Raw genomic sequence first — 11,478 nt, 5'->3', positions numbered from 1 at the left:
GCGGGGCCGTGCGGGGGCCCCCCCCGCCCCCCGCCCGGGGGGGGGGGGGGGGGGCGCCCCCCCCCCCCCCCCCCCCCCCCCCCCCCCGGCCGCACCTCGGCCCCGTCCAAGGCGGCCGTCAGGGCGTTGAGCCGGACCCGGAGATCTCGTACGTCGTCGAGGGAGAGCCCGGTGGCCGCGGCGATGGCACGAGGCACGCCGCGCGCCCGCCCCCGCAGAGCAAGCCCCTCGTCGGTGAGGGTCACCGCGACGGACCGCTCGTCCTCGACACTGCGCCTGCGCTCCACGTACCCGGCCGCCTCCAGCCGCTTGAGCAGCGGCGACAACGTGCCCGAGTCCAGCCGCAGCCGCTCCCCGATCTTCTTGACGGGCAGCTCGCCGTGCTCCCAGAGCACGAGCATCACCAGGTACTGGGGGTAGGTCAGGCCCAGGTCCTTGAGCACGGTGCGGTAGGCGCCGTTGAAGGCGCGGGTGGCGGCGTGCAGCGAGAAGCAGATCTGGTGATCGAGCCGCAGAAAGTCCTCGTCGCCCAGGTCACCCATGTCGTCCATCTCCCCAGGCTACAACAGCACCCAACTAAGTCACACACCAATCAGTTGCGCACAACTAATTTGCACGCAACTAAATTGCATGCTCTACTCATGGGGACGCCCCAGTCTCAGGCAACCCGAAACGAGGACCCCATGGACGCGCTGTACACCGCCGTGGCCACCGCGAACGGCCGCGAGGGCCGCGCCGTCAGCTCGGACGGCCAGATCGACCTGCCGCTCGGCCTCCCCACGACCCTGGGCGGCAACGGCAAGGGCACCAACCCCGAGCAGCTCTTCGCCGCGGGGTACGCGGCCTGCTTCGCCAGCGCGATGAGCAACGTCGCACGCCAGGAGAAGCTGGACGTCTCGGACGTCTCGGTGACGGCGGAGGTGAGCATCGGAAAGGACGACACGGACGGCGGCTTCGGCCTGGCGGTGGTCATGCGCGTCGAGCTCCCCTCCCACCTGGAGGGCGAGACGGGCGAGGCCCTCCTGAAGAAGACCCACGCGTTCTGCCCCTACTCGAAGGCGACCCGCGGCAACATCCAGGTGGACCTGGTCATCGAGTAGGCACGTCGCCATCGAGCAACGGGGGAACAGCCCCCGACCCCGAATTGACCACCCGCTACACTGGCCGCGGTGACGCAGTCCACGCCGTCCGCGCCATCACGCCTTCGTAGCTCAGGGGATAGAGCACCGCTCTCCTAAAGCGGGTGTCGCAGGTTCGAATCCTGCCGGGGGCACCAGTTCAGAACGGCCAAGGCCCAGGTCACGGAGCTAGTCTCCGATCCTGGGCCTTAGTTGTGTGCAGTCTGGCTACGCCCTCAGGCAGCCTCGCCACACCTTCACTACCGAAGATCATCGTCTAAATATCGCCCAAACGATCTTCGCGTTTCCGCAGGTCACCCCCAACAAGGAACCACCCCCGGCTCCTTGGGTGCGGAGCGCGGGGGCGGCCGTGTGCCGGGCCGTCACAGAGGGGGGCACCACAGCGGGACGACCCGACACGTCTCGCGGCGGGGGGATCTACCTACATGCAACAGGACACCCTCCGCTTGGGCATCACCTGAAAGGGTGAACACGCGTTCTATTCTGGACCGTACCCGTAGCCCTGCCGCATATGCCACCACGGCAGGGCTCGACGGAGAGGCGCGAGGACGCCACTGGCGCGGGCAGGGTCTGGGCCACGCACCGGTAGAAGGTTCTGCCGTCATCTCACAACGGGACGCCCATCAACGGGAGTGTGTACAGACGGCACGTGAACGCGTTCCGTTCACACGGGGCGCGAAGGAACGTCGCGAGCCTCCACAGCTCGCGCCTCGGCGCGCGCCGCTTGCAGCGCCTCACTCTCGGACTCGATCGGGCAATGGTGGAGGCAGTCCGCTTCGGGGCCGACGAGGAGACGGGTGGGGTCAACGGTGATCGCGGTCGTCTCCTGGCAGGCGTGCGGCTTGTCCGCCTGCCCGGTCAGGATCGCGTAGAGGCAGGGCGGGCAAGGCACCTGCACCGGGGTGCTCTTGGCCAGGTCCGTCACGAGTCCTCCTGCGGGGAATCGGTGACCTCGCGCGCGGCCAACTGTGCGGCCCGGTGCGCGCGCCGCATTCTCTGCCCCAGGTCGCAGTAGTTCTCGACTTGGCACTGGGGGCAGGCGTCGAAGTGTGCGAGGAGGTCGCTGTACGCCTCTCGCTCCCGCTGCCTCTCCGCGCACTCAGTCCGCGCGTTCATAGGTCCACTCCCTGACTGGTGGCACTCCCGATGGCGACGAGGGCTTCCACGGAGGAGGGCTCGCACAGGTCTCCCTCGAACCGCGGACGTACGACCCAGTGCGTGCCAGGCGGCTCGGTGCGGTCGAGCTTGGGCACGCCGAGGTAGGTGCCCTTGCCCAGGCGGGGAGCGGCGTCCTGGTGCATCCAACTGCCCTTGGCGCACGGCTTCGTCAAGGCGTAGTACGTGCCGCCCATGGTCCGGCCGTCAAAGATCACCGGGCCGTTGACGATCCGGGCAAGGCGTTCGGCGATGGTGCGCACTTCGGTCGCGTCCAAAGCGGCATGCACCAGTGCCTCGGGGATACGGACCGCGTCGAACCGGCGGCCGAGCGGGAGCAGGGCGACACCGGTAGCGGTCCATTCCTGCCGGGCCTGCAGGGGTGCCCGCTGAGTGTGCGCGAGCCAGTTCTCCACTGCCGACAGTTGGTCTCTTGGGATGGTCATCCGAACGCCTCCGCGGGGAGTCTGGGGCCGCCGGGGCCGAACGCGGCAGCCAGGAACACGGGGTCGGTGACCCGCCCTGAGCTGTCAGGGGGCACGAGCCAGAAGCGGCCGGCGGCCGGGCGGCATGTGGGCGGGCAGTGCAGCGGCCAGTCGACGGGCTGCACGGTGACGTGCCGGACGTCGCCGAGGTGCTCGGCGGACTCCAGCGGGACGAGCCACCACGCGGTGTCGAGGCCGGGATCGAGGAGGAGAGGACCGCGCTCGCGAGACGGAATCCGCTTCATGGCCTGGAGGGCAGTGACGAGCTGAGCCTCGGCGGCGAGCCAGCGGGTGCAGTGGATCGGCGCGAGGCCGTCCATCTCCCAGACCTCGTGTACGAGTTCAGGACGTCGGGCGCAGTTGGCGAGCCAGGTGTCCCCGGGGCCAGGCTCAGGTGTCGCGCGCTTGGATACGGCCATGTCCGGGACGTTAGGAGCGGCAGAGAATCAGAGGCGGGGGCGATTCTCGAATATTCGCAGCTGATCTCTGATGATTCGCCGTGATGCTCAGGGAGCTTCCAGGTGCGCCCGCGCGCGGGCCAGCACACGGTGCGCCTGAGAGCCATAGACGGCGGACCCAGACAGCGCGTTCCACACCCTGCGGTAGAGCGTCATGCTGTCGGAATCGTCGAGCCAGAGTTCGGCGTGCCAGTCCTCGACGATTGCCAACCGATCGTCGTAGAGCCAGAAACCGTTGGCCGGCGGAATGGCGACGTCTGCACTCAGCGGGACGATGCCAAGCTTCACCGTGTCCAGGCCGATCGCACCGACGAGCCGGTCGAGTTGAGCAGCGAGGACGTGCCGCGGGGCGACACCAGCGTGCAGGGCTGCCTCCCACATGACGATGTGGAAGGTACGGCCAGGCCGGTAGAGCAGTTCCTGACGCTTCATGCGGGCGCGGACCGCCTCGTCGGCGTCCTTCGGGGACTGATGGAGCTCGGCGTACCGGGCGAAGACATGGCGCGCGTAGTCGGGTGTCTGCAGCATCCCCACGACCATCGCGCCTTCCCATGCGCGCAACACAGTGGAGCGCTCGTACTCGACAGTGAGCGTGTCCTGAACGGGCCTGTGCCCAGCGCGCAGTTGGCGCCGCCACGAGCGCGAGTGCGATTCGATCCCTTGGAGTCGTGCAGCGAGCTCCTCGGCAGCGGCAGGGTGCCCCGTCTCGTGCGCCCATGCCGCAAGATCTACCAGCGTCGGTGTCTGTCGGCCGCCTTCCAGCTTGGACACCTTGGACTGGGGCCAGCCGAGTCGTTCAGCGAGGATCCGTTGAGAGAGGCTGGCGCGCAGCTCGCGGAGCCGCGCGCCCAAGGCCGTCCGTCCTTGCTGGTAGTCGGTGCTCACATGGTGAACGTACCTGCTACACCTGGTCGTACGGGATTGCGTGGTGCTCGGCAGCTTCGCGGACCTGCGCGTATCGGACGACGTCCACGGGGTTGGTGATCAGCTCGACGCCGGTCATGTTGTCGGCGTCATCGAAGTGGAGCAAGGCCACCACGCGCGAGTCGAAAAGCCAGAAGTCCAGCTCGGGCAGGTTGAGTTCTGAGGCCTGGTTGCGGGTGATGACGTGAATGCGCTCGCCTGCCGCGGTGTTCCGCCGGGCGTTGTCGAGGAGGTACCGCTGCCCCTCTGTGGGCGGCTCGTCGAGGATACGGACACGCTCGAACCTCTTACCCAGTGCGACCTGCTCACGGCGTTCGGTGCACCACGCGTCATCAAGGTCCCAGTCCACAGCGTCACCGCGAGCGAACTGCTGGTACGTCTCGGTCGCTTCGTCGGAGGCGTAGCGACGACGGGACTCCAGCCTCCAGGCCGAGTGCTTCAGGCTGGTGAACATGCCGTCGAACTCGTCGAAGGTGATGAACTGGGGCACGTGCACAGACTCCTTGGGGGCGAAGTTCGCGAGCAGTTCACGGGGCACTGTCACCGCGCCCTCGTCGGCGGTGAGGTTGTCGAGCTGGGCCAGTTCGCCGAAGTCCGTGACTCGGTCGCCTTGGACGACGTACTGATCTGTACCCGGCAGCTCGTAGAGAGTCGGACATCCGTTGTTGCCACTGTTTGTGCCGACCTTCCACAGGCGTCGCGTCATGGCAGCCCCCCTCCTTTGGGTGTGCGGACGCTCGAACCGTAGCCCTGAAAAGCGCGGGCACAAGAGGGCCTCGGGCATGACGAAAAGCCCCCTCCCGCCCGGAGGCAGAAGAGGGCTGTGTCACGTGTACTGGCGCCGCTGCGGGTCGAGGGCGGCCGCCTGAGGGCTCGTCTCGTTGTTGTCCGGCTCGGGTTGGGGTGCGCCGTCGCGGCGGCAGACGAGTGCGTCAGGGTCGTCGGCCGGGGCCTGGAGCGAGCAGCCGTCGGGGCAGTTCTGCCCGTCGCGGCCATCCGAGCCCGCGGGGCCCTCGGGTCCGGCGGGCCCGGGCTCGCCCTGCGGGCCTGGTGGCCCTGCGGCGCCGTCGGCACCCGTGGCGCCGGACGGCCCGGTCTCGCCCACGCCGTCCTTGCCGTTGCTGCCTGCGGAGCCGTCCTTCCCGTCGCGGCCGGCCGTCCGGACGGTCCCGGCTCGCCGCGCTCGCCCTGGGGCCCGCGCGGGCCGGTGACGGATCGGCCGGGGTCGCCGCGCCATGTGCGCGGTCGCGCGCGGGTGCCCTTCATGCGCCGGCCCCCCTCACCATGGCGGACAGGTACGGCGGTACGGCGACCAGGACGGTGACGACGGTGCCGATCATCCAACGGCGTGTTGCCGTGATCTTCTCGGTGTCCTTCTCCCGTGCGGTCTCCAAGGACGTGGCACGGTCGCCGAGTTGGGTCTTCTCGATGGTGTAGACGTCCATCGGCACGACCTTGTCCAGGCGGCCGTTGAGCTGCCCCATGTCCTCGCGCATGTCGGTGCGCAGAGACTCGGTGAGCCGCCCGAGCTCGCCGTTCGTCGGCTCATCAGCCACCGGTCCCTCCCAGGTCAGATCGAGGTCGGGCTGCGCGGGGTGTTCGGGCGGGCGACGGTTTCCGTGATGCCGGGTCCCTCGGTGCCGCCGCTGGTGACGATGGCGGTGAGGAGCGCGGCGAGGGCGGCCAGGCCGCCGACGGCGAGCGAGTCGGCCCAGTTGGTGTTGAGCAGGCCGAGGCCGTCGGCGCCCGCGATGCCGAGGAGGGCCTGCGCGAAGGTGCGCACCATGCGCTCGAAGGTGGCTTTCCAGAATGCGCCTGTGGTCATGGTCAGTTCCTCTTCTCCAGCGCGGTGACGCGCTTCTCCAGAGCGGTCAGCCGCTCGTCGGTGGTGGGCGGCTTCGGGGTCGGCGGCTTGGTCCCGCCGGGCGACCAGTTGGCCGCGTGCTTGAGGCGCTCGGCGACGCGCTTGCGGACGTCGGGCATGGTGATGCCGGGGCCGCGGGGGTCGACTTTGCCGGGCTGCCACTCCCTGTGGCCGATCACGGAGGTGTCGCCGGTCTTGCCCCAGCCGTGCGCGCGGCAGATCGCGGCCGAGGCTCGCACGATCGCCTCCACCTGGACGGCGGGCCACGGGTCGTCGCCGTCGCCGAGGTTCTCGCACTCGAAGCCGTAGAAGTGGCGGTTGCCGTCGGTGTTCGCCTCGTTGTCCGGGGCAGGGCTTTCTCGGCGATGACGGCCTGGAGGACGTCGTCGTCCCCCATCCCGGCGTGGTTGGCGCGGCCGTACCCGACGAGGTGGATGCGACCGTCCTCGGTGATGACGCCGTGGCAGAGCGGTCCGGGCAGGGAGGCGTAGCCCTTGCGGCAGATGTCGACGGTGGCCTTCGAGCCACGGGTGACGGTGTGGTGGATCACCACCCCGTGCACCGGCCCCCACGCGCCCTTGTGGTTGCGGTTGTGGTCGCGCCAGTCGCCGACCTCCACGACGACCAGGCTCTCGTCGCGAAGGGCGTCCAGGAAGCGGGACGCGGACAGCGGCGGGGCCATCAGCGGTTTGCTCCCGAGCTCTGAACCACGGCCGCGACGACAGCTCAGCTCTTCGCGTCGAAGAGGTCGCCGAGCGCGCGCGTGACCTCGGGCCCGGAGAGCTTCTCGACGAGCTGATGGGCGAGATCGTGGAATGGCTTGCTCACCTCCTGCAAGTTCGCGGGCAGGTGGGCGTACTCGAAGTGCCGGAGTACGGCGGCGGTCGCCGGGTGGATGTCGGGCATGAGGGCTCCAGACATGAAGAAGGCCCCGGCCAGAGGGCGCGGGGCATGCAGGAAACTGTGCCCGACTCGGGCACAGTTCTTGGGTCAGGCCGGGTGGATGGCGAGCTTCAGCTCGGCGAGGGTGACGTGCCGTGCCTCGCTGGCGTCGTGCCGCACCATCAGGGCGAGCGGGGTGCCGGGGTCGACGAACAGCCCCCACGTCTTCGCGCGGAACTGTCCACCGCCGGTGGGCACATCGTCCTCAGTGCACGTCGAGTCGTAGCCCGTGGACAGGCCCAACGGGTCGCGTACGAACCGGGAGCGGATCTCGGTGTAGTCCCCGCTCTCCCACTGCACCAGGGCGTGCAGCGTCCCCCACCCCGCGGCCGCTGGCCAGATCAGACCTGAGCGGTCGTCGCGCGCCCAGTCGGAGACGCGGGCCCCGCCGGGCTGCACGACCTGGTGCATACAGTGCGCGTCGTACGACTCCGCGGTGCAGAACGGGAAGCGGACCACGGCGTAGGCGCCGGGCGGGATGGGCTGCGGGGTCTGGCTCTTGAGCGAGCAGACGAGGACCGTCATCGCGCCTCCTAGCTGGCAGCTTCGTAGCGGCCGGAGCCGTAGAGGATGTCTCCGGCGGCGTACACGAACGGCAGCTGTGAGTCCCAGATGCCGGTGTTGTCGCCGCGGTCGGACACGATCGTCTTCACGACGCCGCCGTTGCCGGTGTTGTAGATGCCGCGCGCGGAGTAGTGCAGGGATGCGGAGTTGTCGAAGGCGTCGAACGACGCGATGCGCTGGCTGAACCCGGTGGCGGGTCCGGCGGGCAGGACGAACATCCAGTGCTCTCCGCCCCCTCCACCGCCGGCCGCGGTGGTCGAGCCCCAGGTGAGCTGCAGGACCCAGTCGACGGTGCGGCCCACTTTCAGGTACCGGCCGGTCAGGGTCCCGTTCCCGAGGGTGGGGGCGGCGCCGCCCTCGGCGAGCCAGCCCGGCGTCCAGGAGGTGGCCCAGGCGTCGAAGAAGGAGTTCAGCTGGTCGCGGATCTCCTGATTGAGCAGGGCCGCGGTGACGGCCTCGCCGACCACCCAGGTGCGGGGCGTCGTGGTCATCGCTTCTCCTTGGCGAGGAACGGCTCGTGCGCGGTGGGCGGCGGGACCGGGACGGGCCAGGACTCGCCGGGGTCGTCGGGGTGGACCCAGTTGCGGGTGTCGGGCAGCAGCTCGGAGGGGCTGGCCTCGACGGCATCCGGGTCCGCGGGGAAGACCACGGTGATCCAGCCGAGCCCGCACTCGGTGCATGCGGTGCGCGGGTCGGTCGGGGTGGCCACCTGTGCCGAGCCGCACTTGCAGTCCACCACCCACCGGTTGTGGTTGATCCGGGCGTAGACCTGCTGCCCGACGATGAACCCGTCCGGCGGGATCACGCGGCGCTGGACGCGGTACTCGTACCAGCGGAACACCCGCTCGGCCGCGGGCACCAGCGCCCAGGCGTCGGCGGGGAGTTGAGGCGGGGGGAGGTAGAAGGTTTCCGCCCGCTGCACGGGAATGGGCACGAGGGCCTCCTCAGCGATTTCGGTGAAGGTCTGATGGCCCGCGGTTGCAGAGGTGCTGGTGGGCGGAGGGCTGATCCGCTGTTCTGAATTGCGCTGTCAGGAACATCGGAATTTGCGCCACCTGCGCCAAGGCCCCTGGCTCAAACCGGTCTTGTCGCTACCGAGGCGCGTGGCCCGATCTAACTTGGATGCGCACGTCAGCGCATCCACTCAGCGGGTGGCGAACCCGCCCCCCCTACCTTTCCGCTCGCACCCGAGGCCCACCTGAGGCGTTCGACCAGCGCCGCGTGGCCGACGTGAGTGGTCTGAGCGTGAAAGAAGAAGGAGCTTCCAATGTTCGAACACGCAGAAAAGTACATCAGCCGAAAGATCCACAAGGTGGAGTACATCCACACCCCCTTGCCCGATGGCTACGAGGAGACCCAAACCCAGTACAGGCATTTCCGGGATCACGCGGAAATGCTGAAATCATGCGTGGAGTACCTGTCGTGCTACGAGACCGGGGGGAAGGTGATGAAGGAGGTTTTCGAAATTGTCGACGCAGTTCCTACCAGCTCAGAGAAGATTTTGGGCAAAAAGGATATCTATGCTGCCATGAGTCGGGTCGCGGACAGCATGAAGGCCGGTTCCGCACCGGATGCGAACACCACCGCGGTCGCCGGCTTCTCGGCCGCATACCATCAGATCGCCGAGTGCAAGAAGCGCATGAACGACGCCCTCCACGCACAGCTCGTGGCCATAACGGAGCTGCGGGGCCGCGCGAGTTCAATCGACCAGACGCGCCTGCAGGTGGCCAATCTGCGCTATGACCTGGAGAAGGCTCGGCAGGCCAGTCCGCCGACGCCGCAGGAGGAAACGGCGAAGCTGGAGCAGCAGTACGCCGATACCTCGAAGGCTGCGTTGGACGCGATGACCGCGTTCAACGGCGACCACGGCATGGACGGCATTCTTCAGAAGATCGCCGAAGCCCACCGCGAGTTCTCCGAACGGGAAGTCGAAGCGCTCGCGGCCATCGGCGCAACCTCCTAGTAGGCGAGGCGGGTGGTGGAACCGAGCACCGAGTAGACGGGGTCGTCGAGGCCCCACACGGTGTCGGTCTGCGCCCGCGCAGTGTGGAAGTTGAGCAGGTGCCGGTTGCGGGTGATCGTCTCGGCGTAGCCCTCGACGGTGACCGTGACGGCCGGGGCCGGCGCCTGGTCGGGCAGGCCGGTGAGGTCCAGCACGGTGGACACGTCCGCGGCGAGCAGCGCCCGGTAGGTGACCAGCGGCAGCGTGTATGCCTCGACGGGCACCTGCCGGATCTCGGTGGGCGGATCCGCGTACCGGGACACCCCTGGTTGTAGCGCACGTCCCGGGACTGGTAGAGGGGAGCTTACGCAGCCGGGGCCGGCCTCACCGTGCCCAGCGTCCTCCCGAATCAGGTGCGTGCCTAGCTCGTCCGCCGGTCGTGTGCGACCGGACTCGGGCGACCTCGTACACCTCCTGCACCGTCGTCGCGTCCTTTCCCGATGGGCGTCGTGAGCGACGCCAGAGGCGCGCCGAATGCCCCCGGCCCCGCGGCAGACGTCTCCGTCGCGGGGCCGGGCGGCCGTCGCCCGGATCCGGGAGGCTGGAGGGGCAGGCGGCGGCCTCGGCGCGGGCGGAGGTCCGGGCACCGCGCCGAGGTGGTGGGGCACCTGCCATCCCACAGCGGAATGCCGGCCACCGGCAGTGTGTGCAGACGGCACATGGCTGCGTTTCGTTCACACGGGGCACGAAGACGGGCGTCCGAAGGGTGAGCGAGCCGCGTGCCCCACGGCAAAGACCCGCGACCGATGAGTCGCGGGCCCTTGGGTGTGCCTCGGTGCCGCGCTGCGGTGGCGTCGGGTCCGCCCCCGTCAGGCGACGTCAGGCGTTCAGCACTTGCGTACGAGAGAGATGCGCGTCGCGGGAGTCACGCACCACACCGTGGTCCTGACCTCCCTGCCGTCGTTGGTGACGATCGGCTCGCTCACCGCGGCGAGTTGTTCCTCCATGTCACCGAGGAGAGCCTCGAGGTTGGTGATCTCGGCGGTCACGGTCTGCACAGGTCGTTCCCTTCGTTCGGTGGCCGGGCCGCTTCAGGCCCCTTTCGGGGCGGTGAAGCAGCCCGGTTCGATTCAAGCGACCGGCCGTCGGCGTCGCGTCCTCGGCGGCACCTCAGGCAGGTCGGCCGCGTGTCCCCCGCGGTGCCCCGGGCAAGTCGTCCGTGCGTCGTACCGCCAGGTCACGGCGGTACGACGCGGTGGAGTTCAGACCATGACCCGGGCCGCGAGCGCCTGGTACTCGTCGCTGGGCGCGAGACCGAGTTCCGTGTCGGCCAATTTCGCGTAGTCCTGGTAGACGCGCCAGGCGGTCGCGTTGTCGTTGCGCTGGAGGAAAGCCGCGGTCATGGTCCGGTACGGCGATTCGAGGAGGTGGTCGACCTTGGTCGCCGCGGTCGCCATTTCTATGGCCATCAGCGGACGGTCGGCGGAAAGGAGCACCGCGGCCAGGGAATCGAGCGCGAGAACGCGGATCCGATTCCACTCCTCCTGGACTTCGTGCGCCTCGTCCGACACCTCGCCGAGCAGCACCGGGGTCTTGAGCGGTTCCCAGCGCTCGGCCGGCGACTCGGCGATCTCCTGCTTCGACAGGGTCTGGCGGAGGATGGCGCTTGCGGTGTCCCAGGCGGCGTTGTAGTCCACGCCGCCTTCGTTCTGGATGAGACTGACGCGGCCCTGCGCGAGCTTGAGCACGGGGCCGCTCCGGAACATGTGGTTGATGCGCCAGAGGAGATTCCGCAGCCGCTTGAGCCGCGGCCCCTCGGGGACATCGGGCCACAGTCGCGCCGCGAGCTCGACGCGAGGCAAGGGCTGCCGCGCAAGGGCGATCAGAATGATCGCCGTGCGCGGCAGATCGGATACGAGTTCGGGCGCCGTATTCGAGGTGCACTGAAAACTCGGCATGAGTTGTACGTAAGCCACGCGTCCCCCCGCGTTTGTTGCTGGTAACG

Annotated in this window: 18 protein-coding genes, 1 tRNA gene and 2 pseudogenes; 3 read left to right on the top strand and 18 right to left on the bottom strand. The window is 68.9% G+C overall.

Going from position 1 to position 11,478, the window contains the following annotated elements; all coding sequences use genetic code 11:
- Positions 1-95: 95 nt before the first annotated feature.
- Positions 96-551 (bottom strand): annotated as a pseudogene (locus ACZ4D5_RS31280) (MarR family winged helix-turn-helix transcriptional regulator); the annotation flags it as partial.
- Positions 552-683: 132 nt separating this feature from the next.
- On the opposite strand from ACZ4D5_RS31280, the gene ACZ4D5_RS31275 reads away from it, so the two are divergent.
- Complete coding sequence (locus ACZ4D5_RS31275; protein ID WP_467775815.1) at positions 684-1,100, top strand: organic hydroperoxide resistance protein; 417 nt, start codon at positions 684-686, stop codon at positions 1,098-1,100.
- A 100-nt stretch (positions 1,101-1,200) separates the two neighbouring features.
- Positions 1,201-1,276 (top strand) — tRNA-Arg (locus tag ACZ4D5_RS31270).
- Positions 1,277-1,803: 527 nt separating this feature from the next.
- Here the strand turns inward: ACZ4D5_RS31270 and ACZ4D5_RS31265 are convergent.
- The 14 genes and pseudogenes from ACZ4D5_RS31265 to ACZ4D5_RS31200 all read right to left on the bottom strand — a co-directional run bounded on the left by ACZ4D5_RS31265 (position 1,804) and on the right by ACZ4D5_RS31200 (position 8,465).
- The gene (locus ACZ4D5_RS31265; RefSeq protein WP_467775814.1) at positions 1,804-2,064 is read right to left on the bottom strand and encodes a hypothetical protein; all 261 of its coding nucleotides are present in this window, start codon (positions 2,062-2,064) and stop codon (positions 1,804-1,806) included.
- Positions 2,061-2,255 (bottom strand): hypothetical protein, encoded by a 195-nt coding sequence (locus tag ACZ4D5_RS31260; RefSeq protein WP_467775813.1) that lies wholly within the window; start codon positions 2,253-2,255, stop codon positions 2,061-2,063. Before ACZ4D5_RS31260 ends, ACZ4D5_RS31265 begins: the two co-directional genes overlap by 4 nt.
- Positions 2,252-2,740 carry a hypothetical protein gene (locus ACZ4D5_RS31255; protein ID WP_467775812.1) on the bottom strand — a complete coding sequence of 163 codons (489 nt, stop codon included), beginning with the start codon at positions 2,738-2,740 and terminating at the stop codon, positions 2,252-2,254. Before ACZ4D5_RS31255 ends, ACZ4D5_RS31260 begins: the two co-directional genes overlap by 4 nt.
- Positions 2,737-3,198 carry a hypothetical protein gene (locus ACZ4D5_RS31250; protein WP_467775811.1) on the bottom strand — a complete coding sequence of 154 codons (462 nt, stop codon included), beginning with the start codon at positions 3,196-3,198 and terminating at the stop codon, positions 2,737-2,739. The genes ACZ4D5_RS31255 and ACZ4D5_RS31250 overlap by 4 nt, the downstream gene beginning before the upstream one ends.
- Before the next feature lie 87 nt (positions 3,199-3,285).
- Entirely contained in the window at positions 3,286-4,122 is an 837-nt protein-coding gene (locus tag ACZ4D5_RS31245; RefSeq protein WP_467775810.1) for a helix-turn-helix domain-containing protein, read from the bottom strand.
- A gap of 16 nt (positions 4,123-4,138) precedes the next feature.
- Entirely contained in the window at positions 4,139-4,867 is a 729-nt protein-coding gene (locus tag ACZ4D5_RS31240) for a DUF6879 family protein (RefSeq protein WP_467775809.1), read from the bottom strand.
- Between the two features lie 120 nt (positions 4,868-4,987).
- On the bottom strand, positions 4,988-5,266 hold the full coding sequence (locus ACZ4D5_RS31235; protein ID WP_467775808.1) for a hypothetical protein: 279 nt from the start codon (positions 5,264-5,266) through the stop codon (positions 4,988-4,990).
- A gap of 157 nt (positions 5,267-5,423) precedes the next feature.
- A complete protein-coding gene (locus ACZ4D5_RS31230; protein WP_467775807.1) occupies positions 5,424-5,717 on the bottom strand; it encodes a hypothetical protein in 294 nt (97 codons plus the stop codon).
- A gap of 14 nt (positions 5,718-5,731) precedes the next feature.
- Entirely contained in the window at positions 5,732-5,986 is a 255-nt protein-coding gene (locus ACZ4D5_RS31225; protein ID WP_467775806.1) for a holin, read from the bottom strand.
- 68 nt (positions 5,987-6,054) lie between these two features.
- A pseudogene (locus ACZ4D5_RS31220) lies at positions 6,055-6,707 on the bottom strand (N-acetylmuramoyl-L-alanine amidase); the annotation flags it as partial.
- 44 nt (positions 6,708-6,751) lie between these two features.
- A complete protein-coding gene (locus ACZ4D5_RS31215; RefSeq protein WP_467775805.1) occupies positions 6,752-6,931 on the bottom strand; it encodes a hypothetical protein in 180 nt (59 codons plus the stop codon).
- Positions 6,932-7,015: 84 nt separating this feature from the next.
- Positions 7,016-7,492: a hypothetical protein gene (locus ACZ4D5_RS31210; RefSeq protein ID WP_467775804.1), complete on the bottom strand. Its 477-nt coding sequence runs from the start codon at positions 7,490-7,492 to the stop codon at positions 7,016-7,018.
- An 8-nt stretch (positions 7,493-7,500) separates the two neighbouring features.
- Positions 7,501-8,022, bottom strand: coding sequence for a hypothetical protein (locus tag ACZ4D5_RS31205; RefSeq protein WP_467775803.1), 522 nt, complete (start codon positions 8,020-8,022; stop codon positions 7,501-7,503).
- Complete coding sequence (locus ACZ4D5_RS31200; protein WP_467775802.1) at positions 8,019-8,465, bottom strand: hypothetical protein; 447 nt, start codon at positions 8,463-8,465, stop codon at positions 8,019-8,021. The genes ACZ4D5_RS31205 and ACZ4D5_RS31200 overlap by 4 nt, the downstream gene beginning before the upstream one ends.
- 333 nt (positions 8,466-8,798) lie before the next feature.
- Between ACZ4D5_RS31200 and ACZ4D5_RS31195 the strand changes: the two genes are divergently transcribed.
- Entirely contained in the window at positions 8,799-9,494 is a 696-nt protein-coding gene (locus tag ACZ4D5_RS31195) for a hypothetical protein (protein ID WP_467775801.1), read from the top strand.
- Here the strand turns inward: ACZ4D5_RS31195 and ACZ4D5_RS31190 are convergent.
- The 3 genes from ACZ4D5_RS31190 to ACZ4D5_RS31180 all read right to left on the bottom strand — a co-directional run bounded on the left by ACZ4D5_RS31190 (position 9,491) and on the right by ACZ4D5_RS31180 (position 11,431).
- Positions 9,491-9,796, bottom strand: coding sequence for a hypothetical protein (locus ACZ4D5_RS31190; protein WP_467775800.1), 306 nt, complete (start codon positions 9,794-9,796; stop codon positions 9,491-9,493). The genes ACZ4D5_RS31195 and ACZ4D5_RS31190 overlap by 4 nt on opposite strands.
- Before the next feature lie 564 nt (positions 9,797-10,360).
- Complete coding sequence (locus ACZ4D5_RS31185; protein WP_467775799.1) at positions 10,361-10,531, bottom strand: hypothetical protein; 171 nt, start codon at positions 10,529-10,531, stop codon at positions 10,361-10,363.
- A gap of 204 nt (positions 10,532-10,735) precedes the next feature.
- On the bottom strand, positions 10,736-11,431 hold the full coding sequence (locus ACZ4D5_RS31180) for an AfsR/SARP family transcriptional regulator (protein WP_467775798.1): 696 nt from the start codon (positions 11,429-11,431) through the stop codon (positions 10,736-10,738).
- Positions 11,432-11,478: the final 47 nt, after the last annotated feature.

It is taken from the genome of Streptomyces sp. NPDC025651, assembly GCF_055558735.1.
This window is presented reverse-complemented; position numbering and strand designations above follow the sequence as displayed.